Source organism: Streptomyces sp. NPDC038280 (genome assembly GCF_055600045.1).
Genome location: NZ_JBVJYZ010000007.1, coordinates 64,854 through 91,018 on the forward strand (window position 1 = coordinate 64,854; position 26,165 = coordinate 91,018).

The window sequence follows — 26,165 nt, forward strand, 5'->3', positions numbered from 1 at the left end:
TCAGCTACCGTCCCCCTTCGCCGGCTTCCCACCGCGGAGGGGGACGTTCCCATGCCCTTCACAGTCGTACGGTTCAACCTCGTCGATCCCCACGGCACGCCCGAGAGCCTCTCGGACCGCTATCGCGCGGCGCTGGAGATGGCGGCCTACGCCGACGACCGCGGTGTCGACACCGTGCAGACCGAGGAACACCACGGGGCCGCCAACAACTGGCTGCCGTCGCCGTTCACCTTCGCCGCCGCGGTGTTCGGGGCGACCCGCAGGATCGCGGTCACCGTTTCGGCGATCATCGGCCCGCTGCACGATCCGCTGCGGCTGGCGGAGGAGATCGCCGTACTGGACCTGCTGAGCCGGGGCCGGCTGGTGACGGTCGCGGGGATCGGGTACCGGCCGGAGGAGTACGAGGCGTTCGGCGTCGACTGGGGCAGGCGCGGCAAGTTGCAGGACCTGCTCCTGGAGACCCTGCTGAAGGCGTGGACCGGCGAGCCGTTCACGTACGAGGGCCGTACGGTACGGGTCACCCCCCGCCCGTACACGCGGCCGCATCCGCTGCTGCTGGTCGGCGGTTCGTCGCGGGCGGCCGCCCGCCGGGCGGCCCGGCTCGGGCTGCCGTTCTTCCCGAGCGCCCATCTGCCGGAGCTGGAGGCGTACTACACGGGGCTCTGCGCGGAGTACGGCACCGAGGGCTGGACGATGATGCCGGCCGAGAAGACGCCGCTGCTGCATCTGTCCGAGGACCCGGACCGGACGTGGGAGCGCTACGGCGAGCATTTCCTGCACGAGGCGCGGATGTACGCCTCCTGGCAGTCGAAGGACATCCGCTCGGCCGTGCGGTCGACGGCGACGACGGTCGAGGAGCTGCGGGCCGAGGGGGTGTACCGGATCGTCACGCCGGACGAGTGCGTGGCGCTGGGCGCCGAGAGTCTCGTGCTGCATCCGCTGTGCGGCGGGATGCCGGTCGACGAGGCGTGGCGGAGTCTGCATCTGCTGGGTGAAGGCGTACTGCCCCGGCTCAAGGGATGAGCCGGGGCAGTTCCGTGATCGAGGAGAGGGGCAGCGGGGATTAGCCCATCTCCTCCAACGCCTTGCCCTTCGTCTCCTTCACGTACCGCAGTACGAAGGGGATCGAGAGCACGGCGAAGACTGTGTAGATGATGTAGGTGCCGGAGAGGTTCCAGTCGGCGAGGGACGGGAAGCTCGCGGTGATGGCCCAGTTGGCGATCCACTGGGCGGAGGCGGCGACGCCGAGCGCGGCGGCGCGGATCCGGTTGGGGAACATCTCGCCGAGGAAGACCCAGACCACCACGCCCCACGAGAGGGCGAAGAAGAGCACGAAGACATGCGCGGCGATCAGGGCCACGATGCCCTCGGTGTGGGGCAGTTTGCCGCCCACGAGGTCGGCGGAGAAGGCCCAGGCCTCGAAGGCGAGGGCGATCGCCATACCGGCGGAACCGACGAGGGCGAGCGGCCTGCGGCCGACCCGGTCCACCAGCACCATCGCGATCACGGTGCCGACGATGTTGATGATCGACGTGGTGAACGAGTAGAAGAACGAGCCCGCCGGGTCGATGCCGACCGACTGCCACAGCGTCGCGGAGTAGTAGAACGCCACGTTGATGCCGACGAGCTGCTGGAAGACGGAGAGGCCGATGCCGACCCAGACGATCGGCAGGAAGCCGAAGCGGCTGCCGAGCAGGTCCTTGAACGTGGACTTGTGCTCGCGTCGCATGGCCAGCTCGATCTCGGTGACCCGGTGGTCCAGGTCGACCGAGTGGCCCTCGACCTCGGCCAGTACTTCCTTGGCCCGGTCGATCTTGCCCACGGAGATCAGGAAGCGCGGCGACTCGGGGATGGCGAAGGAGAGCAGGCCGTACAGGAGCGCGGGCACGACCATGACGCCGAGCATCCACTGCCAGGCCTCGAGGCCGCCGATCTCGCCGCGCTGGTCGCCGTCGGCGAGCTGGAGGATGCCGTAGTTGACCAGCTGGGAGATGGCGATGCCGATGACGATGGCGGCCTGCTGGAACGAGCCGAGGCGGCCGCGGTAGGCGGCGGGGGCGACTTCGGCGATGTACGCCGGGCCGATCACCGAGGCCATACCGATGGCGAAGCCGCCGATGACCCGCCAGAAGGCGAGGTCCCACAGGGCGAACGGGAGCGCGGAGCCGACGGCGCTGACGGTGAACAGCACCGCGGCGATCTGCATGCAGCGGATGCGGCCGATGCGGTCGGCGATCCGGCCGGCGGTCGCGGCGCCGATGGCGCAGCCGATCAGCGCGATGGCGATGACCTGGGCGAGCGTTCCGGAGCCGATGTCGTAGCGGTCCCGGATCGCCTCGACGGCTCCGTTGATCACGGAGCTGTCGTAGCCGAACAGGAAGCCGCCCATCGCGGCGGAGGCCGTGATGAAGATGACGTGGCCGAGATGGTCCGGGTGCGCCGCCCGTCCCTCGGAGGGCGGCGGCGCCTGCGCGGTGCTGGTCACATGTACTCCTGTGAGCATCCGGCAGCGTCGCCGGAGCGTGGGGGGCGAGCCCTTCAAGTGGCGCACACCTTCCTGCCGCGCACCACTTGAAGGTAAAAGCAACGCTGCAGAGACTATGCGTTCAAGTCCCGAAGTCAATACCTAGCCTCGGGCCGACTTCAAGAAGCGGCGCACCGCCAGGTGTTCAAGTGTTGAAGTGAGTTGTCCCTCACTCAGCGGAGGCGCTGGCTGATGACCTTGGACACTCCGTCGCCCTGCATGGAGACGCCGTAGAGCGCGTCGGCGACCTCCATCGTCCGCTTCTGGTGGGTGATCACGATCAGCTGCGAGGACTCCTGGAGCTCCTGCATGATCCGGATCAACCGCTGCAGATTGGTGTCGTCCAGCGCGGCCTCGACCTCGTCCATCACGTAGAACGGGCTGGGTCTGGCCTTGAAGATCGACACCAGCATCGCCACCGCCGTCAGAGACCGCTCGCCGCCGGAGAGCAGCGAGAGCCGCTTGACCTTTTTGCCCGGAGGCCTGGCCTCGACGTCGACGCCGGTGGTGAGCATGTTGTCCGGGTCGGTCAGGACGAGCCTGCCCTCGCCGCCCGGGAAGAGCCGGGAGAAGACCCCCTCGAACTCGCGGGCGGTGTCCCGGTACGCCTCGGTGAAGACCTGCTCGACACGCTCGTCCACCTCCTTCACGACCTGGAGAAGGTCGGCCCTGGTCTTCTTCAGGTCCTCCAGCTGCTCGGACAGGAACTGGTGACGCTCCTCCAGCGCCGAGAACTCCTCGAGCGCCAGCGGGTTCACCTTCCCGAGCTGCTGATACGCCCGTTCGGCCGACCTCAGTCGCTTTTCCTGTTCCGCGCGAACGAAACGCCGCGGCTGGTTGCGCGGATGCTCGGGGTCCTCGGGCAGCTCCTCGCCCTCCGCGGGCAGGGAGGGCGGTACGAGCTGATGCGGCCCGTACTCGGCGACCAGCGCGGCCGGCTCCACGCCCAGCTCCTCCAGCGCCTTCGTCTCCAGCTGCTCGATCCGCAGCCGTTTCTCGGCGCCCAGGACCTCGCCCCGGTGGACCGAGTCGGTCAGCTTGTCGAGCTCCGCCTTCAGGTCGCGGCCCTCGGCGCGGGCGGCGGTCAGCTCGCGTTCCCGGGCGGCCTTGGCCGCCTCGGCGAGGGCCCGCTCCTGTTCGGCGCGTACGAGGGACACTTCGGCGTGGGCGAGCAACTGGCGGGCGCCGGCGGCGACGGCGGAGGCGACCGCGGCCTCGTGGCGCAGCCGGGCGCGGCGCTGGTCGGCGCGCGCCCGTGCCTCGCGTTCGGCGCGGGCCCCCCGGTCGAGGGAGTCGGCCCGGCCCGCGAGGCCCTTGACCCGCTCCTCGTGGGTACGGACCTGGAGACGCGCCTCCATCTCGGTCTGGCGGGCGTTGGCGCCGTCGGCGGCGAGCCGGTCGCGTACGGACGTGTCGGGCTCCTCCTCGACGGGGGTCTCCTCCGCGACCAGGAGGCGCTCGGCCAACTCCTCGGCGTCCATGGTCGCCTTCTCCAGGGCGTCCTGGGCGCGTGCGGCGGCCGCGGCGGTCCGCTCGGCCTCCCCGGCGGCTCCACGGGCCTGGCCGGCGAGCCGCCCGAGCTGCTGGGCCACCGCCGACTTCTCCCGGTCGGCGGCCCGGCGCCGCTCCCCCAGCTCCTCGACGAGCGCGGTGGCGTCGGCGCGCCGGCCGGTCGCCTCACGCTGCCTGGCGGCGAGCTCCTCGCAGCGGACCGCCAGCTCCGCGAGCTCGGCGGCGGCCTCGTCCACGGACGCCTGCACCTCGAGGAGACTGGGCGCGCCCGCGGACCCGCCGTGCGCGAAGTGGGTGCCGAGGAGGTCTCCTTCGGCGGTGACGGCGGTCAGCTCGGGGTGCGCGTGGACGAGGTCCTCGGCGTCCTCCAGCGTGGAGACCACCACGATGTCCCGTACGAGCCGCCGCACGGCCCCCATCAGCTCCTCCGGGCCCCGCACCAGCTCCCCGACGAATCGGGGCGCGACGGAGGCGGTCCGGCCCATTGGCAGGGCGGCACCGGCCCGCACGGCGCCGTCCTCCCCACCGGATCCGGGCACATGAGCTCCCGCCGGGGCGGCCGGCTCCGTCGAGACGACCTGCCCGACCGCGTCCCCGGAGCTGCCCTGCGGGGCGGGGCCGGTCCCGGGGGCCGGGACGCGGCTGTCGCCGGCGAGCGCAGGTGGGAGGTCCTCCGAACCGACAGGTGTGTCCCACTGCTCGCCCGGGGCACCGCCCCGCGGAGCCGCTTCGCCGTCGCCGGCTGCGGAGAACGGGCCGTCCTCACCGACCGCGTCCACGCAAGCGCCCTGCCGGGCGGCTTCCCCCCCGCCGACCGGGGAAGAGGTCCGACCGGGCTCCCCGACCCGCTCCAGGGCGACAGCGCCCGCGGGGGCCGGGAGCAGCCCCTCCGGCGCCACCCGGCCCGGGGGGCGGCCCCCGGGTGTCGTCGCCCGGTCCGGGCTCGACTCGCCGGCCGGGGCGGGGACACGAGCGGTGTCCGGGGTGGTGGGGGCGCCGCCCAGGAGGAGGGACGCGCGGCCGGCGTCCTGTTTGCGGAGAAGGCGGATCGCCTCGGCGGCCGTGGCCGGGTCGGTCACCGCGACCGCGTTCGCCGCCGCCCCGAGGGCCGCCGCGACGGGGACCTCGAAGCCGGGGGTGACGGTCAGGAGTTCGGCGGCGGGGCCGAGCAGACCGCCGAGACGTTCCTGCGCGGCGAGCAGCGCGCCGGTGCCGTCCTTGCGGCGCAGGCCGAGGGCGAGGGCCTCATGGCGGGCCTGGGTCGCGGCGCGGCGGCGCTCGGCCGCGGTGGCCTCCTCGCGGGCGGCCGACAACGCCGCCTCCGCGGCGGCCAGTTCCCGCCGGGCCGCTTCGTGCCGCTCGCCCAGCGCCGAGTCGTCCGCGTCGAGCCCGTCGACCTCGGCCTTCAGCTGCTCGTACTCCTCCTGCGCGGCGACCGCCCGCCCCTGCGCCTCGTCCCGCGCGGCGGCGAGCCGCCCGATCTCGGCCTGGGCCGACGCCGCCCGCGAGCGGGCCGCGTTGACCTGACCGCTCAGCCGGGCGAGCCCCTCGCGCCGGTCGGCGATGGCGCGGGCGACGTCCTTGAGCCTGCGCTCCTCGACGGCCAGCTCGCGCTCCAGGTCGGCGCGGTGCGCGACGGTGTCCTCCAGGGCGCGCTCGGCCGCCTCCAGCGCGGCCTCCAGCTCCGCCTCCTGTTCGCGGATCCGGGCGGCCTCCCGCTCCATGTCCTCCGGGTCGCGACCGCGCCGCTCCTCGGCGGGCTGGGTGGTGGCGCTCTTCACCCGGGCGTCGGCGAGCGAGACGGTTCCGCGCACCCGCTCGGCCAGCTGGGAGAGTTCGTACCAGGTCTGCTGCGCGCGCTGGAGCCGGGGCGCGAGGCGCCGCACCTCGTCCTCCAGTTCGGTTTCGCGGGCCAGCGCGGCCCGCAGGTCCGCCTCGGCGCTCTCCTTGCGCTGCTTGAGGGCCGCCTCGTCGGCGATCTCGCTCCGCAGCGCCTCACGGAGGCGTACGAGGTCGTCGGAGAGGAGCCGGAGGCGGGCGTCGCGCAGATCGGCCTGGATGACGGCGGCGCGACGGGCCACGGCGGCCTGGCGGCCGAGCGGCTTGAGCTGGCGGCGCAGTTCGTCGGTCAGATCCTGCACGCGCGCGAGGTTGGCCTGCATCGCGTCCAGCTTCCGCAGCGCCTTCTCCTTGCGCTTGCGGTGCTTGAGGACGCCCGCGGCCTCCTCGATGAAGGCCCGCCGTCCCATCGGGTCGGCGTGCAGAACCGAGTCGAGCTGCCCCTGCCCGACGATCACGTGCATTTCCCGGCCGATACCGGAGTCGGAAAGAAGATCTTGAATGTCGAGCAGTCGGCACGTGTCGCCGTTGATCTGGTATTCGCTGCCGCCGTTGCGGAACATGATCCGCGTAATGGTGACCTCGGCGTAGTCGATCGGCAGTGCGCCGTCGGAATTGTCGATCGTCAGCGAGACCTCGGCACGCCCGAGCGGAGGCCGCCCGGTGGTACCGGCGAAGATCACGTCTTCCATCTTGCCGCCGCGCAGCGACTTGGCGCCCTGCTCGCCCATGACCCAGGACAGCGCGTCCACGACATTGGATTTGCCAGAACCGTTGGGCCCCACGACACAGGTGATACCGGGTTCGAACCGCAGCGTCGTGGCTGAGGCGAACGATTTGAACCCGCGGAGGGTCATGGCCTTGAGATGCACGCCCCCGGACTCTACCGGCACCTCCGGTTTCACTCGTGTAGGCGCAGGGCAGATCAGTCGTTAAGGATCGGCCGGCCGGCGAAGGCGACGGTAGGCGCGACGGGGGCGAGGCAGACGAGGCGGGGGCGAAAAGAAAGAAGGGACGCCTAAGCGTCCCTTGCATATCTCTTATCTCATTGAGCGAGAGTGTTTCTCACCTGTCCCCTGCAGGGGCTGACATCAGGTGAGCGCAGGCTCTGCATGCGGTACGTCGAGGTCGATGCCTTCGAGCAGCGAGTCTGCCGGGTGCTGAGCGGCGGCGTTGAGCGCGTCGTTCTCGGACTGGATCCGTACCAGCTCGGACTCGAGGTCCTGGACGCGCTGCTGAAGCCGTCGCATCTCGGCGAGGAGTCGCGGGTCGGAACCGCCGACGTAACCGAGAAGCGCCTTTGCCATGATGGATGGTCCTCCACACTGAGTGACCGACCGAAGCGGTGTGGGTCGTGAGGGATTCGCACCCGCGGTGCTCGGCAGTTGCTTGGTGCCACTGCATTCCTACTGCCAAACAGCTAGGGTGCGCGGGGCTTCCAGAGTCTCACCAAAAAGTTTGACGGTCAACACGATCACACGCCGTATCGACGGGCAGCCATGGGGGTCCGCGACCGCAGATACGTACGGCCGCGCCTCGCGCAGGGTGCCACGGGGGCGTCTGGATCATCCTTACTCGCGCAGCCTGGCACGGCAAGACCTTCTTGGCAACCATGCGGTCACTCAGCGCTAACCCACAGGTCACTCCGGTCATACGTACATCCCGGCGGCTGTCCTGCGGGCCCCTTGCGGGCCCCCCGGAAGACGGTCGGACCGGGAGGGGACGAGCGGTTGCTGACAAGATCGTCAGCGGATCGCGAAGGTCTCGTATCCGCCGCGGGGCTTGTCCCAGATCTCGGTGACTCCCTCGACCCGCCCGGGAGTGTCGTCGGAACGGAGCCAGTCCAGCAGACGGTGGCAATTCTCACTCGGCCCTTCGGCGACGACCTGCACCCTGCCGTCGTCGAGATTGAGGGCGAATCCGGTGAGGCTCCCGATCTCCAAAGCGTTTGCCCTGGTGAACCAGCGGAAGCCCACTCCCTGTACTCGGCCGCGTACCCAGGCGGTGAGCCGCACATCGTCATTCATGCGTGAACGCTAACTGGCCGATTGCTCACACGACACTTCACCCCCTCGCGCCATGGCGTACAGTCCCGACGCAAACCGACTTCACCCTTTCGGGTGTGTCAGGTTGACAGCCGCAGAATGCCGAAAGATCAGGAAGGCAGAGCAGATGGGACGCCATCGACGCTCCGGCGCCGTTCCCGCCGCTGACGCACACGCGGCCGGAACGGAAGAACGCCGGCACCGGGGGGCGCGCCGGAAGCGGGGCGCCCTGCCCCTGCGCACCGGGCTGCTCGGCGCCTCCGCGGCCATGGCAGTGGGCGCCGTAGCGGTCGCCTCCGGCTGGCTGCCGGGCGGGGACACCTACAACACGGTGAGCGGGAGCCGCACCGAGGCCGGCGAGCAGATCCGCACGGAGGGCGCGCCCCAGCTGCGGACGCAGGGCGGTGCGTCCAGCACTCCCTCGCAGCAGCCGTCCGGCTCCGCGAGCACCGCCGGCCGGACTCCGGCCGCTTCGAAGACGCCCTCGGCGACGCCCACGAAGCCCTCCTCGACCCCGTCGAAGAAGACCGAGGCTCCGCAGGCTTCCAAGAAGACGAAGTCCGCGACCCCGACGACCAGGCCGACGCCCACGGCGGAGAAGCCGTCCGAGCGGGTCTCCCGTTCGGTGAGGTCGGCGAGCGACAAGGCGAGCGCCGCCGAGGCGGCGGTGCTGAGCCTGGTGAACGCGGAGCGGGCGAAGGTGGGCTGCAGCGCGGTGAGCGCGAGCGCGCCGCTGGGCGCACTGGCCTCCGACTTCAGCCGGGACATGGCCCAGCGCGACTTCTTCGACCACACGGACCCGGACGGGGACACCCCGTGGGACCGCGCGGACCAGGCCGGCGTGCAGGGTCTGGGCGGCGAGAACATAGCCCGGGGTCAGGCGGACGCCGCCGCGGTGATGAGCGCGTGGATGAACAGCGACGGCCACCGCGCGAACATCCTCAACTGTGACTACAAGACGCTCGGCGTCGGCGTGCACTTCGCCGACGGCGGACCGTGGTGGACGCAGGACTTCGGCTTCTGAGTTTTCAGCTGATCGGCGACTTACGACGTTCGTGGGCCGCCTCGGGGCCGTCATCGGCGACCGGGGCGGCCCACACTGCGTGGTGGCCGAGGTACTCGTCAGGGCCCCCGAACCACCGCCCCACGCCTGAGGGGTGGGTCAGAAGATCGGCGTCTGCGCTTCGATCTCGGCGATACCTTCTTCCATGGTCAGCGACGGCAGCACGCGCACGCGGTTCCAGTGGGGGACACGAGCCTCCATCAGGAAGCGGTCGACATTCTCGACTTTGTCGGACTGTACGACCGTGACGATCGTGTGCTCACGGTTGACGAAGGGACCGGCCACGATGTCGACGCCTGCCTTCTGGGCGAGCTTCGCCATGTCAGGAGCGGTCTTCAACATCAGGTCACGCGTCGTCGCGTTGGCGGTCGGACAGACTGCCGGATCGTGGGTCGCGAGAAGGACGAAATGCATCTCAGGGCTCCCTTCCACTCGAGGACCCTTGATTTCAGGCTAAGCCGCGCGCGGGTGCTCCGCGACAGGTGATCACGGCCCGGCCGTCGGAGGAAGGTTCACGGGAAGGCCCCCGTCGCGGAAGCGACGGGGGCCTCTTTCACGCGTCCTTACGCGGCCGACGCGGCGCGGCCGGCGGCGAAGGTGCGGGCCGTCTCGGCGACCCGGCGGCCGAGGTGCTCGGCGGTGGCTATGTCGGCCTTGTGCACGCCCTCGGGGCCCTGGTCCTGGTGGGTCTGGGCGCCGGCACCGGTGAAGAAGCCGAGGCGGTTGAGGTCGTTCTCGGAGGCCTCGGTGGTGTTCCAGCCGGGCTTGAGGCCGAGGTTGACCCAGTGCATGCCGTGCTGGCCGGCCAGCGTCTGGAAGAACTGCAGGGTGTGCAGCTTGTCGCCGCTCTTGGACGAGGAGTTGGTGAATCCCGCGGCCAGCTTGTTCAGCCACGCGTCGCCGAACCAGCGCTTGGAGGTGTCCTGGGCGAACTGGTGGAAGGCGCCGGACGCGGTGCCCATGTAGGTCGGCGAGCCGAAGACGATCGCGTCGGAGGCGTCGAGCAGCTCCCACTCCGCCTCGGTGATCGTGTCCACCTTGACCAGGTGGACGGTGGCGCCGGTGTCCGCGGCGCCGTTGCGGACGGCCTCGGCGAGCACGGCGGTGTGTCCGTAGCCGGAGTGGTAGGCGATGGAGACGACGGGGGTGGTCACGGCGCGGGGCTCCTCTTGGTGCGGCCGGAGCGGGTGATCCGCTCCCTGGCGATGACCCGAGTGAAGCACTAACTTTTGGAAAGCGCAACCCACAGCACAGCGCTGCGCAGGAGTATGGTGAAGGGATGACTCAGGACATCGGGAACGACCAAGACCTGGCGTTCAACGTGTTCGCCCGGACCTGCCCCTCCCGCGCGACGCTGGAGCATGTCACCGGCCGGTGGGGCAGCCTGACGCTGGGCGCTCTCCACGAGGAGACCCTGCGCTTCAACGAACTCCGGCGTCGCGTGGACGGCGTGAGCGAGAAGATGCTGTCGCAGACCCTGCACGCGCTGGAGCGCGACGGCCTGGTGCACCGCGAGGCCCAGCCGACGAACCCGCCGCGCGTCGACTACCGGCTGACCCCCCTGGGCGAGGACGTGGCGGAGCGACTGCTCGGGCTCATCCAACTGGTCGAGGGGCGGATGCCGGACGTGCTCTCGGCGCGCGCGAGCTACGACGAGGCGCGCGGCGGCCTCTGACAGCGTGGGCAGAAGTAGCTGGAGCGGTTCATCCAGGGCCTGCGGCGCATCGGGGTGCCGCAGCGCCGGCACGGCTCGCCCTCGCGCCCGTACGCGTCCAGCGACCGGTCGAAGTAGCCGGACTCGCCGTTCACGTTGACGTAGAGGCTGTCGAAGCTGGTGCCGCCGGCGGCGAGGGCCGCGTTCATCACGTCCCGTACATGCCCGAGGAGTTCGGCCGAGCGCGGACGGGTCATCGTGCCGGTGGGGCGCTCGTAGTGCAGCTTCGCGCGCCACAGCGCCTCGTCGGCGTAGATGTTGCCGACCCCGCTGATCAGGGACTGGTCGAGCAGCGCCCGCTTGACCGTCGTACGCCGCAGGCGCAGCGCGCGGTGGAAGGCGTCGTCGTCGAAGGCCGGGTCGAGCGGGTCGCGGGCGATGTGCGCGATCACATCGGGCAGCCCGTCGGGTGAGTTGTCGTGCAGCGAGAGCCCACCGAAGGTCCGCTGGTCGACGAAGCGCAGCTCGGTACCCAGCTCGTCCTGGAAGCGCACGCGGATCCGCAGGTGCTTCTCGTCGGGGGCGCCCTCGGGCTGGACGAGCAGCTGACCGCTCATCCCCAGATGTCCGAGCACCGAGGCATCGGTGTCGGCCAGGGGGATCCAGAGGTACTTCCCGCGCCGCTGGGCCACCCCGAACCGGTGTCCCTTGAGCCGCGCCCCGAAGTCCTCCCCGCCCGCGAGGTGACGGCGTACCGCGCGCGGGTGCCGCACCTCGACGTCGGCCACGGTCCGCCCGGCCACCCAGCGCTCGAGTCCACGCCGGACGACTTCGACCTCGGGCAGCTCGGGCACGGGACTCCTCCGGAGAAAGGGGCGGACAGCGGGTGTGGTGAGCGTACCGGGGCCGCCCGCCACACCCCGGAGCGGGAGCCCGGACCCGAAAGCGCCGAAACCCAGAAATGCCGGAACGCGCCCGGAAATGGGGACCGCCCGCCTCCTGCCGGGGCAGGAGACGGGCGGGTGAGCCCGAAGGAAGGGTCGGTCAGACGCCGGGGGCGGCGTCGGCGGGGGTCGGCGTCCCGCCGTCCGGGACGTCGGCCTCGGCATCAGCCGGGGCTTTGACCTCGGCATCGGCCTTGGCGTCGGCCGTCGCCTTGGCCTCTGCCGCCAGGCGCTCGTCCGCCGCCGCGCGGATGGCCCGCCAGGCGGACTCCGCGGCCTGCTGTTCCGCTTCCTTCTTGCTGCGGCCGGTGCCGGTGCCGTACGAGACACCACCGACGCGGGCGGCAGCAGTGAAAGTCTTCTCGTGATCCGGACCGGTCTCGCTGACGAGGTACTCCGGAACGCCGAGACCCTCGGCCGCGGTGAGCTCCTGGAGGCTGGTCTTCCAGTCCAGTCCCGCACCGAGGTTCGAGGACTTCTCGATGAGCGGGTCGAAGAGCCGGTGCACCAGCTCGGACGCCACGTCGAGGCCCTGATCGAGGTAGACCGCGCCGATCACCGCTTCGAGGGTGTCGGCGAGGATGGACGCCTTGTCCCGGCCGCCCGTGCCCTCTTCACCCCGGCCGAGCCGGATGAAGGAGCCGAGGTCGAGCCCGCGGCCCACCTCCGCCAGCGCACGCGAATTGACCACCGCGGCCCGCAGCTTGGCCAGTTGGCCTTCGGGCAGGTCGGGGTGGGTGCGGTACAGCGTGTCCGTGACCACCAGGCCGAGCACGGAGTCCCCGAGGAACTCCAGTCGCTCGTTGGTGGGCAGACCGCCGTTCTCGTACGCGTACGAACGGTGGGTCAGCGCACGCACCAGAAGGGCGGACTCGAGCTGATACCCGAGCCGCCCTTCCAGAAGCGTGTGGGACGAGGCTGTGCTGAGGGTGTCTGCCTGCTTCTTGGCAGGGGACGGTTCAGACATCGTGCCTCTCACCGGCCGCTCAGACCTCGAGGACCTGGCGCTTGTTGTAGGTGCCGCAGCTCGGGCACGCGATGTGCTGCAGCTTCGGCTCCTGGCAACGCTCACACGAAACCAGGGTGGGGACCGCAGCCTTCCACTGCGACCGGCGGTGGCGCGTGTTGCTGCGCGACATCTTCCGCTTCGGAACAGCCACGGCTACTTCTCCTGCTTCTCGTCGACGCCAGCTTCGGCGCCGCTCATGTTGTCCTTCTCGTCGGTCCCGAGTGAACCGGCGAGTCCCTGCAGTGCCGCCCAACGCATGTCGACGGCGTCATGGTGGTGGTCCGGGTTGTCGTTCAGGCTGATCCCACACTGGGGACACAGGCCGGCACAGTCCTCCCGGCACACCGGCTGCATCGGCAGTGCGAGCACCACCGCATCACGCAGCACGGGTTCGAGGTCGAACATGCCGTCCTCGAGGGGGATGACGTCCTCGTCTTCCTCGACTTCATCGGTCGAGGCCGCTTTGCCGCGGCCCCGGTCGTCGGAGTCGGGGTACGAGAACATCTCCTGGAAGTCCGCCACAACGTCTTGGTGCAGCGGCTCCAGACACCTTACGCACTCCCCCTCGGCCGACGCACGGGCGGTGCCTGTGACAAGCACCCCTTCCATGACCGACTCAAGACGGAGATCGAGCTCCACGGGAGCGCCTTGCGGCACTCCGATGACCCCGTCGATGCCCAGGCTGGCCGGGGCTTCGACCGAGCGGGTCAGCCGCTGGAGGGCACCAGGACGCCGACCCAGCTCGTGCGTGTCGAACACGAGGGGGTTGCGGTGGTCGAGGCGCGTACTCAGGGCTTTTCCTGCTTTCGAATCGTGTGTGGGGGCGGCCCGGCATCAGAACGGAGGCCGATGCGGGCACGCGGGATCGCGGACGTACTCGCGACCGAAGAGCCAGGATACTGGACGCTTCGCTCACAGCCCAATCCGGGCCGGTCAGTGCCCCTGCCCGTGACCCTGCTCGTACCGGCGCAGCTGCTCCAGATCGATCATGCTCGTGTCGAAGAAGCTGGTCTCGTCGAGCGCCTGGGCCTGCTGGGGCTGGTACTGCGGCTGTTCCTGGGGCTGCTGATAGGCGTACGGGTCGGGCTGCTGCTGGTGCCCGTAGCCCTGGTCGTAGCCCTGCTGCTGGTAGGCGTACGGGTCCTGCTGGTAGGCGTACGTCTCCTGGGGCTGCGCCTGCGGCTGGTACGCGTACGGGTCCTGCTGCTGGGCGGGGATCTGCGGCTGCTGGGACGCGGCGGGCGCGGGGTCGGCCAGCTCGGCGAGGCCGGCGAGATAGTCCGCGTCGCTGGTGTGCCCCTGCGCTCCCGCGGCGTCCTGGGCGGCCATGTGCTCGCCGAGGGCGTCGCTGGTGGTGCGGCCGTGGAGCTTCTGCCGGCCGCGGCCGACCGCCTCGAGGGTCTTGGAGAGGACGTTCTCGAAGGCGCCCAGCTTGGCGTCGACGTACTCGTCGGCGCGCTGGATGAGGGTCTGGGGGTCCGCGCTGTACTCGGGGGCGTCGTCGTCGGCGTACCCCTGCGCGTCGAGGCCGGGGCCGCGGCCCAGCAGCTTCTCGCGGCCGCGGTCGACGGAGCCGATGGTCTTGTTGAGGACGACCTCGAAGTTGGCGAGCTTGGAGTCGACGTAGTCGTCGGCCTCGGCGCGGATCTCCTCGGCCTCCCGGCGGGCCTCGCTCAGAATCCGGTCCGCCTCGTCCTGGGACTGGCGGGCGACCTGGGTGTCGGAGATCAGCGAGCCGCGTTCGGCGTGGGCGGCCTCGATGATCCGCTCGGCCTCCTGGCGGGCCTGCTCGACCATCTGGGCCCGGCCGCCGATCAGCTCCTGGGCCTGGGCGAGCGAGCCCGGCAGCGCCTGGCGCACTTCCTCCAGCATGGCGAGCAGCTCGGCGCGGTTGACCACGCAGGAGGCCGACATGGGCATGGAGCGGGCGTTCCCGACCGCTTCGACGATCTCGTCGAGCTTCTTCTGCACGTCCACCGTGTGCTCGCCACTCTCTACAGCTGGATGGAGACGGACGGGACGACTGTAAGGGCAGTCGGCGCCCGTCCGACACCGGGTGACGGACTGTCAGCCCGTCACTGCTCGGCGAGACGGCGGGTCAGCTTCTCCAGGACCTGTTCGGGCACCAGGTGCGAGACGTCTCCGCCCCAGGCGGCGACCTCCTTGACCAGGGAGGACGACAGGAAGCTGTACGTGGGGTTGGTCGGGACGAACAGCGTCTCGACGCCCGAGAGCCCGTTGTTCATCTGGGCCATCTGGAGCTCGTAGTCGAAGTCGCTGACCGCCCGCAGGCCCTTCACGATGGCGGGGATGTCGCGCTGCTTGCAGAAGTCGACCAGGAGGCCGTGGAAGGACTCCACCTCGACGTTGCCGAAGTCGGCGGTGACTTCGCGGATCAGCTCGATCCGCTCGTCGACGCTGAACAGTCCCTTCTTGGACTGATTGATCATCACGGCGACGTGTACGACGTCGTACAGCTTGGAGGCGCGGGCAATGATGTCGAGGTGTCCATTGGTGATGGGGTCGAATGACCCCGGACAGACGGCGCGGCGCAACTGAACTCCCTCGCTCTCCGGTCCGGTCATCGTGCGTCTTCGCACGTAGAGGCGGCGCGACCGTACCAAAACGTTCCCTCGCCGTAGCGACGGGCCCGCAGTGGTTCGAATCCCTCCGGCCAGCCGAACTCGCCGCCCCTGGTGCTGCGCTCCACGGTGACGAGCGCATCGTCCGTGAGCCAGCCCTGAGAGCGGAGTGTGAGGAGGATCTCGCGAAGATCGTCGTCGGACACGGCGTACGGCGGATCGAGAAAGACCAGGTCGTACGGGGTGGTGGGGGGCGGGCCCGTGACGATCTGCTCCGCTTTGCCCGCGCGCACCTCGGCGCCGGGCAGAGCGAGGACCCGGACGTTCTCACGGACCGTACGTGCGGCCCGGGCGTCGGCCTCGACCATCAGGGCGTGCGCGGCGCCGCGCGAGAGTGCTTCCAGGCCGACGGCTCCCGATCCCGCGTAGAGGTCGGCGATCCGTATGCCGTCCAGGGTGCCGAGGAGCGACTCCCAGGTGGAGAACAGCCCCTCACGCGCCCGGTCGGACGTGGGGCGGGTGCCGTTGCCCGGCGGCACGGCCAGGCGGCGTCCGCCGGCCACGCCGGCGATCACGCGGGTCATTCGTGCGTCCTTGTCCTCAGGGGGAGACCTGTCGTCACTCCCACGATATGGGCTTGTGGGCGGGGGGCACGTCAGCCCTTCTCCAGGTACTCCTCGCGGTCCTTGTCGAGCAGCGCGTCCAGGGCCGTGCGCAGCTCCGGGAGGTGCTCGAGGTCCGGGTCGGCCCGGACGACCGCGGCCGCCTCCTCCCGGGCGGCGGCGATGACCTCCTCGTCCTCGATCACGGAGAGGACGCGCAGCGAGGAGCGGACGCCCGACTGGGCCTGTCCGAGGACGTCGCCCTCGCGGCGCTGTTCGAGGTCGATCCGGGAGAGCTCGAAGCCGTCGAGGGTGGAGGCGACCGCGGTGAGCCGCTGCCGGGCCGGGCCGGCCTCGGGCATCTCGGTGACGAGCAGGCACAGCCCGGGGGCGGAGCCGCGGCCGACGCGGCCGCGCAGCTGGTGGAGCTGCGAGACGCCGAAGCGGTCCGCGTCCATGATCACCATCGCGGTGGCGTTGGGGACGTTCACGCCGACCTCGATGACGGTGGTGGCGACGAGCACGTCGACGTCGCCCGCGGCGAAGCGGCGCATGACGTCGTCCTTGTCGTCCGGCTGCATCCTGCCGTGCAGGACTTCGACGCGGAGCCCCGCGAGGGGGCCCTTGGAGAGCCCGTCGGCGATCTCCAGCACTGCGAGCGGCGGGCGCTTCTCCGCCAGGTCCTCAGGGGTCGGCGCGGTCTCGGCCGATTTCTTCTTCCCGCCCCTGGGCTCCTCGTCGCCGTCGCCGATGCGCGGGCACACCACGTAGGCCTGGTGTCCCTTCTCCACTTCCTCGCGCACGCGCTCCCAGGCGCGCGTGAGGAAGTGCGGCTTGTCGGCCGCCGGGACGACATGGCTGGCGATGGGCGAGCGGCCGGCCGGCAGCTGGTCCAGGACCGAGGTCTCCAGGTCGCCGAAGACCGTCATGGCGACGGTGCGCGGGATGGGGGTGGCGGTCATGACCAGAAGGTGGGGCGGCTGTTTCCCCTTGCCGCGCAGGGCGTCGCGCTGCTCCACGCCGAAGCGGTGCTGCTCGTCCACGACGACCAGCCCCAGGTCGTGGAACTGCACCTTGTCCTCGATCAGCGCGTGGGTGCCGATGACGAGTCCTGCCTCGCCGGTGACGAGGTCGAGCAGTGCCTGCCGGCGGGCGGCCGTGCCCATGGAGCCGGTGAGCAGGACGACCTTGGTGGCGTTCTCGGCGCCGCCGAGCATTCCGCCCTCGGCGAGTTCGCCCATCATCTCGGTGATCGAGCGGTGGTGCTGCTGGGCGAGGACTTCGGTGGGCGCGAGCATCGCGGCCTGTCCGCCGGCGTCGACGACGGCGAGCATGGCGCGCAGCGCGACCATGGTCTTTCCGGAGCCGACCTCGCCCTGGAGCAGCCGGTGCATCGGGTGTTCGGTCGCCAGGTCGCCGAAGATCTCCTTCGTGACCTGCCGCTGGCCCTCGGTGAGGGTGAAGGGCAGCTTGGCGTCGAAGGCGTCGAGGAGTCCGCCGGGTACGGGTTTCCTTGCCACGGCGGGGAGTTGGGTGTCCGCGTACCGCCGGCGGGCGAGGGCGACCTGGAGGACGAACGCCTCGTCCCACTTCAACCGGTCCCTGGCGTCGGCGATGTCGGACCTGGTGCCGGGGCGGTGGATCCTGAGCAGCGCGTCGGGCAGATCGGTGAGTCCCCGGCCCTCCCGCAGAGAGGGCGGCAGCGGGTCGACCGCGTCCTTGGCGGCGGGCAGTACGGCGTCGACCGCCTTGGCGATCTTCCAGGACTCCAGACCCTTGCAGGCCGGGTAGATGGGGATCAGCGCGCCGGCCCAGGAGTCGACCTCGGTCTCCCCGCTGTCGGTGCCCAGCTTGGCGTACGTGGGGTGGGCGAGCTGGAGCTGCCGGTTGAACACCGACACCTTGCCGGCGAACATCGCGCGGCTGCCCGGCAGGAGTTCCTTGTGCGGCTTGTGGATGCCCCGGCCGAAGAAGACCAGCCTCAGCCGGCCGCTGCCGTCGGTGATGGTGATCTCCAGCCGCTGGCCGCGGCCGCCGTTGAAGGTGTGCACCCGGGCGTCGGCGACCTGGGCGACGACGGTGACGTCCTCGTCCAGCGGCAGCTCGGACAGCTTGGTGAGCTGACCTCGCTCCTCGTAGCGCCGGGGGTAGTGGTGCAGAAGGTCACCGACGGTCTGCAGGCCGAGGTGCTCGTCCATCACCTTCGCGGTGGCGGCTCCGAGCAGCTTCTTCAGGGGTTCGTCGAGCGCTGACACACGACCCATTGCACACCACACCACCGACAGCCGTCGCGTACCCGCGCGTCGTAGCCCGTCGGCGAGCGTCCCGGCCCGGTCTCACTCGACGCCGATCAGCAGGGTCGGCGCGCCCCTTCCCGCCCGGTAGGTCGTGGTGTCGACCGCGAGGTGGCCCTCGCGCACATGCGCCTCCAGGGCGTCCGACAGCTCCTGAGGCACCTCGTCCGCCAGGATCAGCGTGACGAGTTCGCCGCCCGCCGCCAGCATCCGGTCCAGGACGGTCGTCGCCGTCCCGGCCAGGTCGTGGCCGATGACCGCGACGTCGCCGTCGATCAGGCCGAGGACGTCGCCGGCCTGGCACACGCCCGCCGAGGTGAAGGACTGCCGTTCGGCCACGGCGAGTTCGCCATAGCGGGTGGCGCCCGCCGCCGCGGTCATGGCGACGACGTCCTCGTCGAAGCGGCGGTCCGGTTCGTGGACGGCGAGGGCGGCGATGCCCTGGACGGCGGCCCTGGTCGGGACGAGGGCGACGCGGATGCCCTCCGCCCTGGCCTGTTCGGCCGCCGCGGCGGCGGTGTGCCGCAGTTCGGGGTCGTTGGGCAGCAGCACGACCTCGCGGGCGTGTGCCCGCCGGATCGCGTCGAGGAGGGCGCCGCTCTCCGGCGTCTCCCCCGGCCTCGCGAGCACGGTCGTGGCGCCCGCGTCCTCGCACAGGCCCGCCAGGCCCTCTCCGGGCAGCACGGCGACGACGGCGCGCCTGCCCCGCTCCCCCGCCTCCGCGTCGTCCGCGGCAGAGGGGGTGACCACGGTCCCCGGGGCGTTCCCGGGGCCCTGGGCGCCGGCGCCGAAGTGGGTGATCCTGACGCGGTACGGCCTTCCGGCCTCGATGCCGGCCTCCACAGCCGCCCCCGCGTCGTCGACATGGACGTGGACGTTCCACAGGCCGTCGCCGCCCACGACGACGAGCGAGTCCCCCAGGCCGTCGAGGCGGGTCCTCAGCCCCGCGACGGCCTCGTCGTCCGCCTCCAGCAGGTAGATGACCTCGAAGGCCGGTCCGCCCTCCGCGCACGACGGGGGCGCCGCGGGGAGAGGAGCGCTCCTGGTCGCCCGTACGGAACGGGCCGGCGCCTCCCCCGAGAGGGCCTCGACCAGCGCGCCGAGGACGGTCACCAGCCCCCGTCCGCCCGCGTCCACCACACCCGCCCGCTCCAGGACGGCGAGCTGCCCGGGGGTGGCGTCGAGGGCTGCGCGGGCCCCTTCGTACGCGCTGCGGGCCACGGCCGCGAGGTCGTCCCCGGCCGCCTCGGCCGCCGCCGCCGTGGCCACGCTGAGGATCGTCCCCTCGACGGGGTGGGCGACCGCGTCGCGCGCCGAGTGCGCCGCCGTGGACAGGGCCCGTACGAGGTGATGTGCGTCACTGCCGGTCGACAGGACCTCCGCCATGCCGCGCAGCAGCTGCGACAGGATCGTCCCCGAGTTGCCGCGGGCTCCGATCAGGGCGCCGTGGGCCATGGCCCGTACGGCGTCGGCGGCGTCGGGCTCCGCGGGGCCCGTACCGGAGGCGGCGAAGAGCGCCTCGACGGCCTGGGCGGCCGATTCCACGGTCAGGTAGAGATTGGTCCCGGTGTCCCCGTCCGCGACCGGATAGACATTGATCGCGTCGATCTCCTCGCGCTCCCGGCCGAGCGCCTCCAGCGCCAGTGAGCTCCAGGTACGGACCGCTGCGGCGTCGAGGGTCTGCGGCACCTGGCGGGCCTCCTTGATCGGCTTTCGGGGGCGGGCTGCACCGCAGCGTAGACCTCAGGTGCCCCGGTCAGGACATGGGGCCGGGGCGGGAGGCGGGCAAGCCATGGTAGTTTCGTTCCATCGAAGCGGCCGTTGTATGCTGCTTCGGTTGCCCGATGAAAGTCGGGCCATTCCCCCGGCACTGCCACTTCAGTCACTTCGATCTGATTCCGGCACGCCGGATTTCACTGTAAGTGCACCTGAAGTCTTTGGAGTGACCCGTGGCTGCCAACTGCGACGTCTGCGGCAAGGGGCCGGGCTTCGGCAACAACATTTCGCACTCGCACCGCCGTACGTCTCGTCGCTGGAACCCGAACATCCAGCGTGTGCGTGCCGTGGTCGGTCGGACGCCGAAGCGGCTCAACGTCTGCACCTCGTGCATCAAGGCCGGCAAGGTCTCGCGCTAACCGCGACGTTCCGTCGTAGCGCAGCCTCTGCGGTTGCCTTGAAAAGCCGGTCCACCTCGGTGGACCGGCTTTTTGCCGTACCTACGAACGCCATCTCCACGCGTGGTCGACCGGGCCGATGCCGCCCCCCAGGGCGAACCCCGCCGCGATCGCGCCCGTCACGTACTCCTTGGCCGCCGTCACCGCTTCCGGGACCGTGAGCCCCTTCGCCAGCCCGGCCGCGATCGCCGAGGCGAGCGTGCAGCCGGTGCCGTGCGTGTGCCGGTTGTCGAGCCGCGGCGCCCGCAGCCAGTGCTCCTCCGTGCCGTCCGTGAGCAGGTCCACGGCATCGGCTCCGGTGGGCAGATGGCCGCCCTTGATCAGCGCCCAGCGCGGCCCGTACGACAGGACGGCCTCGGCGGCCACCCGCAGGTCGCCCTCGTCCACCACCCGCACACCGGTCAGCTGAGCCACCTCGTCCAGATTGGGTGTGGCCACGGTCGCGGCCGGCAGCAGCTTCGTCCGTACGGAATCGAGCGCGGACGCCGCGAGGAGGGCGTCTCCGTGCTTGGAGACGCCCACCGGATCCACGACCGCCGGGGCGTCGGTGGTGGCGAGCAGTTCGGCCACCGCCTCGACGAGGGCCGCCGACGCCAGCATGCCGGTCTTCACCGCCTGGACGCCGATGTCGTCGACGACGCTGCGGTACTGGGCCCGTACGGCCTCCACCGGGAGTTCCCACGCGCCTTGGACGCCGAGGGAGTTCTGCGCGGTGACGGCGGTGATCACGCTCATGCCGTGGGTGCCGAGCGCGAGCATGGTCTTGAGGTCGGCCTGGACGCCCGCCCCGCCGCCGGAGTCGGATCCGGCGACGGTCAGGACCCGGGGAGGCACCCGGGTCGGCGTACGGGAGGTCATTCGGATTCTCCGAAGTGGTCCCATCCGCCCGTGCTGGTCCAGGGCGCGCCGTCCACGGTCACCTGGGGCAGCGCCGAGGGGTTGAGCACCTCGCCGATGACCTTCCAGCGGGCGGGCAGCTTCACGTCCGGCGGGAAGGTCGCGACGATCGCGTGGTCCTCTCCCCCGGTCAGGACCCACTGCAGCGGGTCGACGCCGACGGCCTGCCCGATGTCGTTCATCTGGGTGGGGATGTCGATCGCGCCGGAACGCAGGTCGATGCGGACCTTGCTGGCCTCCGCGATGTGGCCGAGGTCGGCGATCAGGCCGTCGCTGACGTCGCACATGGCGGTGGCGCCGAGCCCGGCGGCCGCGGGGCCCGCGTGGTAGGGCGGCTCGGGCCGCCGGTGCGCCTCGACGAAGGCGCGGGGCGAGCGGAAGCCGCGGGACAGCACCGCGTAGCCGGCCGCGGACCAGCCGAGCCAGCCGGTGTAGGCGACGACGTCGCCGGGCTGTGCGCCGCCCCGGGTGACCGGGTCGTGGTTGCGCAGGTCCCCGAGTGCGGTGATGGCGACGGTGATGGTGTCGCCGCGTACGACGTCGCCGCCGACCACTGCCGCGCCGGCGACCTGGCATTCGTCGCGCAGGCCGTCCATGAGCTCGGTGGGCCAGGTGACGGGGAGTTCGGCCGGGACGACGAGGCCGAGGAGCAGCGCGGTCGGTACGGCTCCCATCGCGGCGATGTCGGCGAGGTTCTGCGCCGCCGCCTTGCGGCCGACGTCGTACGCCGTGGACCAGTCGCGGCGGAAGTGACGTCCTTCCAGGAGGATGTCCGTGCTGGCCACCACGCGCCGGTCGGGCGCGGACACGACCGCGGCGTCGTCGCCGGGCCCGATCCGTACCGCCGGTGTGGTGGTGAGCCGCGAGGTGAGCTCCCTGATGAGCCCGAACTCCCCCAACTCGCCGACTGTGCCCTTCACCGAGTCTCACCTCTTGTCGTCGTGCCGGCCGATCCGAGTGGTCGGCCGGTCCTGGTGCGCCCGGTGGAACCGGGCTCCCCCTCGTAACCCCGCGTCCCGCGCGCCCCAAGGGTCACGCGGTCGCGGGCCGTCGCCGCCGTGGGTACGGTCGAAGCGACCGTCAACTTCTGTCGTGCGTACGCCACGCTGCGGGCGCCTCCGGGCGCGCGGGTCTCCCCGTGGCCCGCGGCGACGCGGTACCGTGGCGTCCCTTTCTCTCCCCACAAGATCCTCGTGGCCGCCCTGGAGGTTCCGTGGTACAGGCGTACATCCTCATCCAGACCGAGGTGGGCAAGGCGTCGACCGTCGCCGACACCATCTCCAAGATCCCGGGGGTGATCCAGGCAGAGGACGTGACGGGCCCCTACGACGTGATCGTGCGCGCGCAGGCGGACACGGTCGACGAGCTGGGCCGCATGGTGGTCGCCAAGGTCCAGCAGGTGGACGGCATCACGCGAACGCTGACCTGCCCGGTCGTGCATCTGTAGCCCCCGTCTACCCTTGGCCGGTGTTCTCTTCCCACCGGCTCGTCCGCGTGCCCCTCGCCGTCGCCGCTCTGCTGCTGGCCGCTTCGGGGTGCTCCTCCACGGACGCGAAGGCGTCGGTCCCGGTTCCCAGCCCGCCGACGGAGGAGGCCGCCTTCTGCAGCGCGCTGCACAAGGAGCTTCCCGCGACCGTGGCGGGGCTCGACCGGAGCGATCCGGAGCCGGAGTCCGAGTTCACCGCCGGGTGGGGGGACGCGGCGATCGTACTGCGCTGCGGCGTCACGCGACCCGCGAAGATGAGCGATCCCCAGTCCCAGGCGGTCGAGGCGGACGGCGTCAACTGGCTGCTGGAGCGGCGGGAGGGCGACGGGCCGCGCTTCACGACGACCTATCGCAAGGCGTATGTCGAGGTGACGCTGGACAAGCGGTACGCGCATGACGTGGGCCCGCTGGTGGATCTCGCCGCCGCGGTGAAGAAGACGGTTCCCGACAGCCTCGGGGCCCCGGTCTCCTGACCGGGGCCCCGAGGCCGTCCTTCAGCGCAGGCCCGTGGAGCGGCGCAGGGCGGCCTGGATCAGCCGGTCGACCAGCTCGGGGTAGCTGACGCCGCTCTCCTGCCACATCCGCGGGTACATGGAGATCGGCGTGAAGCCGGGCATCGTGTTGATCTCGTTGATCACGAACTCTCCCTCCTCGGTGAGGAAGAAGTCCGCGCGGACCAGGCCCTCGCAGGACGCCGCCTCGAACGCGGCGACGGCGAGCCGCTGCACCTCGGCCGTCGCCTCGTCGCCGAGGGGCGCGGGGACGATCCCGGACGCCGAGTCGATGTACTTGGCCTCGAAGTCGTAGAAGTCGTGGTCCGTGACGGGCGGGATCTCGGCGGGCACGCTGGCGCGCGGTCCGTCCTCGAACTCCAGCACGCCGCACTCGATCTCGCGGCCGCGCAGCAGCGACTCGACCAGGATCTTGGGGTCGTGGCGCCGGGCCTCCTCGATCGCCTCGTCGAGCCCGGCCAGGTCGTCGACCTTGGTGATGCCCATGGAGGACCCGCCGCGGGCGGGCTTCACGAAGAGCGGCCAGCCGTGGTCGGCGGCGAACTCCACGATCTTCTTGCGGGCGGTGGCCGGGTTCGCCTCCCACTCGCGGGGGCGGATGACCACGTAGGGGCCGACGGGCAGGCCGAAGGAGACGAAGACCCGCTTCATGTACTCCTTGTCCTGGCCGACCGCCGAGGCGAGCACGCCCGCGCCGACGTAGGGGACTCCGGAGAGCTCCAGCAGGCCCTGGAGGGTGCCGTCCTCGCCGTAGGGGCCGTGCAGCATCGGGAAGACGACGTCGACGTCGCCGAGCGCTCTGGGGACGGCTCCGGGCTCGCTGTAGACGACATCGCGCCGGGCCGGGTCGACGGGCAGGACGACGCCGCCCTCCGCGGACTCGGCGAGGTCGTCGACGCTGGGCAGTGTGCGGCCGGTGATGGCCATCCGCTCCGGGTCGTCCGCGGTCAGCGCCCAGCGGCCGTCGGTGGTGATGCCGATGGGCAGCACGTCGTACTTGGTCCGGTCGATGGCGCGCAGGACGGCACCGGCCGTGACGACGGAGATGGCGTGCTCGGAGCTGCGTCCGCCGAAGACGACGGCCACGCGCGGCTTACGCCCGGGGCTGGTGGGGATGTTCTCGCTGCTCATATCGGCTTGAGACTACCCGCTCGGGGGGCCGACGGGGATTCCCGCGCCGCCCCCGGTACGGCTTGTTCCGCTTCTTCCTCTTGTTCCGCTTCCGGCCGGGCGGGCCCACCGGACACGACCTAGCGGCGTTCGGCCTTGGCGCTGCGCCCCATCAGCTCCTTGAGGGCCACCACGGGGGGCTTGCCCTCGTGGACGATGTCCACGACGGTCTCCGTGATGGGCATGTCGACGCCGTGGCGGCGCGCCAGATCGCTCACGGATTCACAGGACTTGACGCCCTCGGCGGTCTGCTTGGTGACCGCGATGGTCTCCTGCAGGGTCATGCCCCTGCCCAGGTTGGTGCCGAAGGTGTGGTTGCGGGAGAGCGGCGAGGAGCAGGTCGCGACGAGGTCGCCGAGACCGGCGAGGCCGGAGAAGGTCAGGGGGTCGGCGCCCATCGCGAGGCCGAGCCGGGTGGTTTCGGCGAGACCGCGGGTGATGAGGGAGCCCTTGGCGTTGTCGCCGAGGCCCATGCCGTCCGCGATGCCGACGGCGAGACCGATGACGTTCTTGACCGCGCCGCCGAGTTCGCAGCCGACGACATCGGTGTTGGTGTACGGCCGGAAGTACGGGGTGTGGCAGGCGGCCTGGAGACGCTGGGCGACCGCTTCGTCGCTGCAGGCGACGACGGCGGCGGCCGGCATGCGGCTGGCGATCTCCTTGGCGAGATTGGGTCCGGTGACGACGGCGACACGGTCGGCCGTGACGTCGGCGACCTCCTGGATCACCTCGCTCATCCGCTTGGCGGTGCCGAGTTCGACGCCCTTCATCAGGGACACGAGGACGGTGCCGGGGGCCAGCTCGGGCGCCCAGGCGGCGAGGTTGGCGCGCAGCGTCTGGGACGGCACGGCGAGCACGGTGAAGTCGGCGTCGCGCGCGGCCTCGGAGGGATCCGAGGTGGCGCGCAGATTCGGCGGGAGTTCGATGCCCGGCAGATAGTCGGGGTTGGTGCGGGTGGTGTTGATGGCCTCGGCGAGCTCGGGGCGGCGGCCCCAGAGGGTGACCTCGCAGCCCGCGTCGGCGAGGACCATGCCGAAGGCGGTGCCCCACGAGCCCGATCCGAAGACGGCTGCCTTGACGGGTCGTGTCACTTCATTTCCTCTTCCGCGGCCTTGAGCCGCTGCTGCGCCCGCGCCTTGCGGTGGTCGTACGGCTGGTGGGGGGCCTTCTCGCCCCGTACGCCCTCCAGCTGCACGGTGATCGCGGCCATGATGACCTCGGTGGCCTCGCGCAGTACGTCGGGCGTGGGTTCCCGGTCGTAGAACCGGGAGAGGTCGACGGGCGGCCCGGCCTGCACGATCAGCGTCTTGCGCGGGAACAGGCTGAGCTTGTTCTCCCTCGCGTACGGCGGCATGGCCAGGTTGGCGCCCCACTGGGCGACCGGGATGACGGGGGCCTTGGTGAGCAGGGCGACGCGGGCGGCGCCGGTCTTGCCGGCCATCGGCCACATCGCGGGGTCCCGGGTGAGCGTGCCCTCGGGGTAGAAGGCGACGCATTCGCCCTTCTCGATCGCGGCGACGGCGGCGCGGAAGGCGTCCAGCGCGTTGGTGGTCTCGCGGTAGACGGGGATCTGTCCGGTGCCGCGGAGCATCATGCCGACGAACGCGCCCTTGAAGAGGGCGGCTTTTGCCAGAAAGCGCGGCACGCGTCCGGTGTTGTACTGCCAGTGCGCGTAGGACAGCGGGTCCAGGTACGAGTTGTGGTTGACCGCGGTGATGAATCCGCCGTCGGCCGGAATGTGCTCCATTCCCCGCCAGTCCCGCTTGAACAGAACCACCAACGGCGGTTTTGCGATGACCGCCGCAAGGCGGTACCAGAAGCCGATTCTGCGGCGGGACACTCGGACACCTTCCTCTGG

At 71.1% G+C, this 26,165-nt stretch carries 26 protein-coding genes; 6 read left to right on the forward strand and 20 right to left on the reverse strand.

Annotated features, from left to right (window positions below):
• Nucleotides 1-51 precede the first annotated feature (51 nt).
• Nucleotides 52-1,023 (forward strand): LLM class flavin-dependent oxidoreductase, encoded by a 972-nt coding sequence (locus ACZ7J0_RS16755; RefSeq protein ID WP_470888350.1) that lies wholly within the window; start codon nucleotides 52-54, stop codon nucleotides 1,021-1,023.
• 40 nt (nucleotides 1,024-1,063) lie between these two features.
• On the opposite strand, the gene ACZ7J0_RS16760 is transcribed toward ACZ7J0_RS16755, so the two are convergent.
• The 4 genes from ACZ7J0_RS16760 to ACZ7J0_RS16775 all read right to left on the reverse strand — a co-directional run bounded on the left by ACZ7J0_RS16760 (nucleotide 1,064) and on the right by ACZ7J0_RS16775 (nucleotide 7,902).
• Nucleotides 1,064-2,485, reverse strand: coding sequence for a sugar porter family MFS transporter (locus ACZ7J0_RS16760; protein ID WP_470888011.1), 1,422 nt, complete (start codon nucleotides 2,483-2,485; stop codon nucleotides 1,064-1,066).
• Nucleotides 2,486-2,697: 212 nt separating this feature from the next.
• Nucleotides 2,698-6,747: an AAA family ATPase gene (locus ACZ7J0_RS16765; RefSeq protein WP_470888013.1), complete on the reverse strand. Its 4,050-nt coding sequence runs from the start codon at nucleotides 6,745-6,747 to the stop codon at nucleotides 2,698-2,700.
• A gap of 219 nt (nucleotides 6,748-6,966) precedes the next feature.
• On the reverse strand, nucleotides 6,967-7,182 hold the full coding sequence (locus ACZ7J0_RS16770) for a hypothetical protein (RefSeq protein ID WP_468706580.1): 216 nt from the start codon (nucleotides 7,180-7,182) through the stop codon (nucleotides 6,967-6,969).
• Between the two features lie 438 nt (nucleotides 7,183-7,620).
• Nucleotides 7,621-7,902 (reverse strand): acylphosphatase, encoded by a 282-nt coding sequence (locus ACZ7J0_RS16775; RefSeq protein ID WP_470888015.1) that lies wholly within the window; start codon nucleotides 7,900-7,902, stop codon nucleotides 7,621-7,623.
• A gap of 145 nt (nucleotides 7,903-8,047) precedes the next feature.
• On the opposite strand from ACZ7J0_RS16775, the gene ACZ7J0_RS16780 reads away from it, so the two are divergent.
• On the forward strand, nucleotides 8,048-8,944 hold the full coding sequence (locus ACZ7J0_RS16780) for a CAP domain-containing protein (RefSeq protein WP_470888017.1): 897 nt from the start codon (nucleotides 8,048-8,050) through the stop codon (nucleotides 8,942-8,944).
• Between the two features lie 138 nt (nucleotides 8,945-9,082).
• Here the strand turns inward: ACZ7J0_RS16780 and ACZ7J0_RS16785 are convergent, their stop codons facing one another.
• Both ACZ7J0_RS16785 and ACZ7J0_RS16790 read right to left on the reverse strand, forming a co-directional pair.
• A complete protein-coding gene (locus ACZ7J0_RS16785) occupies nucleotides 9,083-9,397 on the reverse strand; it encodes a hypothetical protein (protein ID WP_470888019.1) in 315 nt (104 codons plus the stop codon).
• 149 nt (nucleotides 9,398-9,546) lie between these two features.
• A complete protein-coding gene (locus tag ACZ7J0_RS16790; RefSeq protein WP_470888021.1) occupies nucleotides 9,547-10,137 on the reverse strand; it encodes a flavodoxin family protein in 591 nt (196 codons plus the stop codon).
• A 125-nt stretch (nucleotides 10,138-10,262) separates the two neighbouring features.
• On the opposite strand from ACZ7J0_RS16790, the gene ACZ7J0_RS16795 reads away from it, so the two are divergent.
• Nucleotides 10,263-10,658 carry a winged helix-turn-helix transcriptional regulator gene (locus ACZ7J0_RS16795; protein WP_468706591.1) on the forward strand — a complete coding sequence of 132 codons (396 nt, stop codon included), beginning with the start codon at nucleotides 10,263-10,265 and terminating at the stop codon, nucleotides 10,656-10,658.
• Here the strand turns inward: ACZ7J0_RS16795 and mutM are convergent.
• The 9 genes from mutM to ACZ7J0_RS16840 form a co-directional block, all read right to left on the reverse strand.
• Entirely contained in the window at nucleotides 10,631-11,491 is an 861-nt protein-coding gene (gene mutM / locus ACZ7J0_RS16800) for a bifunctional DNA-formamidopyrimidine glycosylase/DNA-(apurinic or apyrimidinic site) lyase (RefSeq protein ID WP_470888023.1), read from the reverse strand. The genes ACZ7J0_RS16795 and mutM overlap by 28 nt on opposite strands.
• Nucleotides 11,492-11,681: 190 nt before the next feature.
• Nucleotides 11,682-12,548 carry a ribonuclease III gene (gene rnc, locus ACZ7J0_RS16805; RefSeq protein ID WP_470888025.1) on the reverse strand — a complete coding sequence of 289 codons (867 nt, stop codon included), beginning with the start codon at nucleotides 12,546-12,548 and terminating at the stop codon, nucleotides 11,682-11,684.
• A 19-nt stretch (nucleotides 12,549-12,567) separates the two neighbouring features.
• Entirely contained in the window at nucleotides 12,568-12,741 is a 174-nt protein-coding gene (rpmF, locus tag ACZ7J0_RS16810; RefSeq protein ID WP_003965982.1) for a 50S ribosomal protein L32, read from the reverse strand.
• 2 nt (nucleotides 12,742-12,743) lie between these two features.
• On the reverse strand, nucleotides 12,744-13,349 hold the full coding sequence (locus ACZ7J0_RS16815; protein ID WP_470888027.1) for a YceD family protein: 606 nt from the start codon (nucleotides 13,347-13,349) through the stop codon (nucleotides 12,744-12,746).
• Between the two features lie 174 nt (nucleotides 13,350-13,523).
• Nucleotides 13,524-14,567 (reverse strand): ATP synthase F0 subunit B, encoded by a 1,044-nt coding sequence (locus ACZ7J0_RS16820; protein ID WP_470888029.1) that lies wholly within the window; start codon nucleotides 14,565-14,567, stop codon nucleotides 13,524-13,526.
• A 98-nt stretch (nucleotides 14,568-14,665) separates the two neighbouring features.
• On the reverse strand, nucleotides 14,666-15,145 hold the full coding sequence (gene coaD / locus ACZ7J0_RS16825; RefSeq protein WP_470888352.1) for a pantetheine-phosphate adenylyltransferase: 480 nt from the start codon (nucleotides 15,143-15,145) through the stop codon (nucleotides 14,666-14,668).
• A 26-nt stretch (nucleotides 15,146-15,171) separates the two neighbouring features.
• A complete protein-coding gene (gene rsmD, locus ACZ7J0_RS16830) occupies nucleotides 15,172-15,756 on the reverse strand; it encodes a 16S rRNA (guanine(966)-N(2))-methyltransferase RsmD (protein WP_470888031.1) in 585 nt (194 codons plus the stop codon).
• A gap of 71 nt (nucleotides 15,757-15,827) precedes the next feature.
• Nucleotides 15,828-18,038, reverse strand: a complete 2,211-nt coding sequence (gene recG, locus ACZ7J0_RS16835; RefSeq protein ID WP_470888032.1) for an ATP-dependent DNA helicase RecG — start codon at nucleotides 18,036-18,038, stop codon at nucleotides 15,828-15,830.
• 72 nt (nucleotides 18,039-18,110) lie between these two features.
• Nucleotides 18,111-19,757, reverse strand: coding sequence for a DAK2 domain-containing protein (locus ACZ7J0_RS16840; RefSeq protein ID WP_470888034.1), 1,647 nt, complete (start codon nucleotides 19,755-19,757; stop codon nucleotides 18,111-18,113).
• A 260-nt stretch (nucleotides 19,758-20,017) separates the two neighbouring features.
• Between ACZ7J0_RS16840 and rpmB the strand changes: the two genes are divergently transcribed.
• Nucleotides 20,018-20,203 (forward strand): 50S ribosomal protein L28, encoded by a 186-nt coding sequence (rpmB, locus tag ACZ7J0_RS16845; protein WP_003957616.1) that lies wholly within the window; start codon nucleotides 20,018-20,020, stop codon nucleotides 20,201-20,203.
• 81 nt (nucleotides 20,204-20,284) lie between these two features.
• Here the strand turns inward: rpmB and thiD are convergent, their stop codons facing one another.
• Together thiD and ACZ7J0_RS16855 are read right to left on the reverse strand one after the other, a co-directional pair.
• On the reverse strand, nucleotides 20,285-21,100 hold the full coding sequence (thiD, locus tag ACZ7J0_RS16850) for a bifunctional hydroxymethylpyrimidine kinase/phosphomethylpyrimidine kinase (protein WP_470888036.1): 816 nt from the start codon (nucleotides 21,098-21,100) through the stop codon (nucleotides 20,285-20,287).
• Nucleotides 21,097-22,059 (reverse strand): thiamine-phosphate kinase, encoded by a 963-nt coding sequence (locus ACZ7J0_RS16855; protein WP_468706607.1) that lies wholly within the window; start codon nucleotides 22,057-22,059, stop codon nucleotides 21,097-21,099. Before ACZ7J0_RS16855 ends, thiD begins: the two co-directional genes overlap by 4 nt.
• A gap of 293 nt (nucleotides 22,060-22,352) precedes the next feature.
• Here ACZ7J0_RS16855 and ACZ7J0_RS16860 point away from each other — a divergent pair, with 293 nt between their 5' ends.
• Both ACZ7J0_RS16860 and ACZ7J0_RS16865 read left to right on the forward strand, forming a co-directional pair.
• Entirely contained in the window at nucleotides 22,353-22,586 is a 234-nt protein-coding gene (locus ACZ7J0_RS16860; RefSeq protein WP_017947604.1) for an Lrp/AsnC family transcriptional regulator, read from the forward strand.
• A 20-nt stretch (nucleotides 22,587-22,606) separates the two neighbouring features.
• A complete protein-coding gene (locus ACZ7J0_RS16865; RefSeq protein ID WP_470888038.1) occupies nucleotides 22,607-23,098 on the forward strand; it encodes a DUF3515 domain-containing protein in 492 nt (163 codons plus the stop codon).
• A gap of 21 nt (nucleotides 23,099-23,119) precedes the next feature.
• On the opposite strand, the gene ACZ7J0_RS16870 is transcribed toward ACZ7J0_RS16865, so the two are convergent.
• The 3 genes from ACZ7J0_RS16870 to ACZ7J0_RS16880 form a co-directional block, all read right to left on the reverse strand.
• On the reverse strand, nucleotides 23,120-24,268 hold the full coding sequence (locus tag ACZ7J0_RS16870; protein ID WP_470888040.1) for a D-alanine--D-alanine ligase family protein: 1,149 nt from the start codon (nucleotides 24,266-24,268) through the stop codon (nucleotides 23,120-23,122).
• A gap of 119 nt (nucleotides 24,269-24,387) precedes the next feature.
• The gene (locus ACZ7J0_RS16875; protein ID WP_470888042.1) at nucleotides 24,388-25,398 is read right to left on the reverse strand and encodes an NAD(P)H-dependent glycerol-3-phosphate dehydrogenase; all 1,011 of its coding nucleotides are present in this window, start codon (nucleotides 25,396-25,398) and stop codon (nucleotides 24,388-24,390) included.
• Complete coding sequence (locus ACZ7J0_RS16880) at nucleotides 25,395-26,147, reverse strand: lysophospholipid acyltransferase family protein (protein WP_470888044.1); 753 nt, start codon at nucleotides 26,145-26,147, stop codon at nucleotides 25,395-25,397. Before ACZ7J0_RS16880 ends, ACZ7J0_RS16875 begins: the two co-directional genes overlap by 4 nt.
• Nucleotides 26,148-26,165: the final 18 nt, after the last annotated feature.